Annotated in this window: 3 protein-coding genes; all 3 read left to right on the top strand. The window is 35.0% G+C overall.

Translation table 11 applies throughout. The annotated features are described in order from the left end of the window. The first annotated feature begins 59 nt into the window (after positions 1-59). The 3 genes from FFM61_RS08865 to FFM61_RS08855 all read left to right on the top strand — a co-directional run bounded on the left by FFM61_RS08865 (position 60) and on the right by FFM61_RS08855 (position 1435). Positions 60-224 carry a hypothetical protein gene (locus tag FFM61_RS08865; RefSeq protein ID WP_010625631.1) on the top strand — a complete coding sequence of 55 codons (165 nt, stop codon included), beginning with the start codon at positions 60-62 and terminating at the stop codon, positions 222-224. Positions 225-297: 73 nt separating this feature from the next. After that, positions 298-963 carry a replication protein gene (locus tag FFM61_RS08860; RefSeq protein WP_074428128.1) on the top strand — a complete coding sequence of 222 codons (666 nt, stop codon included), beginning with the start codon at positions 298-300 and terminating at the stop codon, positions 961-963. A gap of 31 nt (positions 964-994) precedes the next feature. Continuing rightward, positions 995-1435, top strand: a complete 441-nt coding sequence (locus FFM61_RS08855) for a GNAT family N-acetyltransferase (protein ID WP_010625633.1) — start codon at positions 995-997, stop codon at positions 1433-1435. Positions 1436-2367 lie beyond the last annotated feature (932 nt).

Genomic DNA, 2367 nt, shown 5'->3' with positions numbered 1-2367 from the left:
ATCTATGTAATGCTTTATAATGTATGTAAGAAGCTATTTAAGTTAGGGGTGATTAAGTTATGACTGCTGAAAAAAAAGAAATGCAAAGTGTTACTATCCGTATTCCTAAAGATTTGTATGCCGAATATAAAAAAGCATTATTGGCTCAAGGGAAAATTGTTACTTATGACATGCGAAATTACATGGCTGAAGTTGTCAAAAATCAAGCGAAAGGGCAGAAATGAGCATAAAAAAAGAGCGCACCCGCTGAAAAGTTCGCTCGTTAATTGCTAGTTCTGATAAGGTAATTTTAACATTATGGCTAAAGATAAGGCAAGATACTTCACTTTTTTGTTATATCCAGAAAGTATTCCAACGGATTGGAAACGACGGTTAGAATTAATTGGTGTTCCGATCGCGATTAGTCCGTTGCATGATAAAGATAAAAGCAATGTTGGGGGACAAATATATAAAAAGGCCCATTATCATGTGGTTTATGTGACGAAAAATCCTGTTACATCGGATAGTGTTAGAAAGAGAATCCAAAGAGTTTTAGGTGTTAAAAGTGTTGCTAAGGTTCAAATAGTTGTTCAGAGTATGGAAAATATTTATTTGTATCTGACACATGAATCAAAAGACGCTATTGAAAAGCATAAGCATAAATATTCTAAAGCTGACATTACGTTGCTGAATAATTTTGATATTGACCGATATGTCACGCTTGATGTTGAAGATAAAGACGATATGTTGAATGATGTTTGCGATTTAATTGACGATCATAATTTAGCAAATATGCGTGAATTAAGGCGCTTTGTTAAATTACATGGGGTTGAATATGGCTTGCCTAGTATGAAAATTATAAATTCAGTGTTGAGAGCTCATACTGGACTGATAAGGTTATATTTCGATGCTGTTTATCAAGAACGTCGATATGGTCGGGCAGATATTGATAAAGATACAGGCGAAGTATTGAATAATAAGTAAGGGTTTAATTTTATTTTAGGGGGAAGCAATTATGAAATTTGAAGAAACATTATTACCAGAAAAATCAGACGTAATGACATTACAAAATATGATCAGAAAGTATAATAAGCAAAATTTTGAAACTGCAAATCAAACAGATTTTGCTATTTACATAAAAGATGATAGTGAGAATGTTATGGGGGGTATTTCAGGAAAAATATTTGGTAATTGGATGGATATAGACTATTTAGTTATTCATGAGAGTTTACGCAAAAATGGGTTAGGTCGGGATTTGTTAAAAAAAGCCGAAGATTTAGCTATACGGAGTAATTGTAAAAATATATTTTTATATACATTTGATTTTCAGGGTAAAGATTTTTATCCCAAATTTGGATTTAAAGAAGTTTACGTAAAAAGACAGTATCCGTTAACTGGAACAGAACATTTTTTTGTTAAGAAATTATCAAATGAAATCGATAAAGAAACTGAATGATGTGATGAAAGGACGGATAACTAGATCCGTCCTTTTTTGTTGTCGATTAGTCGACTTCTGATACAAAATTTTAGGTTTTTAGCACGGCACAACTTCATGTTGTGTGTAAGTGCGCATTATCATGACAATGCGCACTTACACATCAATCATAAATAGCTGATGTAATTGCTAAAAAATGTATCAGAATTCGCGTTGCTCAAAAGTAACTGACTGCGTCAGTTTGGAACATTCAAAAATAAATAAGTTCGGTCGCTAGCTCCTTCGAAATTTTTTATTTTTGAACGTCAATTTTAAAGGTTCTTATTTGCGTTCTAAGCGATTTTAGCTAACAGTGAGCTATTTAACTGTCTGTCAACGGTAAATCGACTTAGAGGGGCTTATTGAGCCTTACAGGCGATATTAGCCCCTCTTGGAGGCTTTAAGGAGTTGATAGAATGTACGAAACCCAAAGCCTGATGAGCAGGAAACAAGCCCTTGTTTCCCCGAGCCCAGTGGCGGCGAACGATAGCGGTCAAGCTGGCTCAGCTTGGTCTGGGTTTGGGGCGACAGCGCCCAAGGGTTTAAAAAAGACGTTTCAGCGATTTTTGCTGAAACGTCTTTTTGGTTTGTGTTGTAAATAAATTTTTAGCGCTGAGGGGGGGAGGGAGCGATTTTTGCTCCCGTACTACGCCCCCCCTTTTAAGTGCCGAGTGCCAAAATTGAATTTTATGTGGTCTTATCCTTACTCTCCCAAGGGATTTAGTCACTTTGTGCTTGAGCGACATTTGAGCGACATTTTTGGCGAAAATGGTTAAATTTGTAATTCTTTACTACATCTATGTAATGCTTTACTACATCTATGTAATGCTTTACTACATCTATGTAATGCTTTATAATGTATGTAAGAAGCTATTTAAGTTAGGGGTGATTAAGTTATGACTGCTGAAAAAAAA

The sequence above is a fragment of the Weissella hellenica genome (genome assembly GCF_005405545.1).
Taxonomy (GTDB): Bacteria; Bacillota; Bacilli; order Lactobacillales; family Lactobacillaceae; genus Weissella; species Weissella hellenica.
The sequence above is the reverse complement of the archived record's forward strand: the minus strand, read 5'-3'. Positions and strand labels throughout refer to the sequence as shown.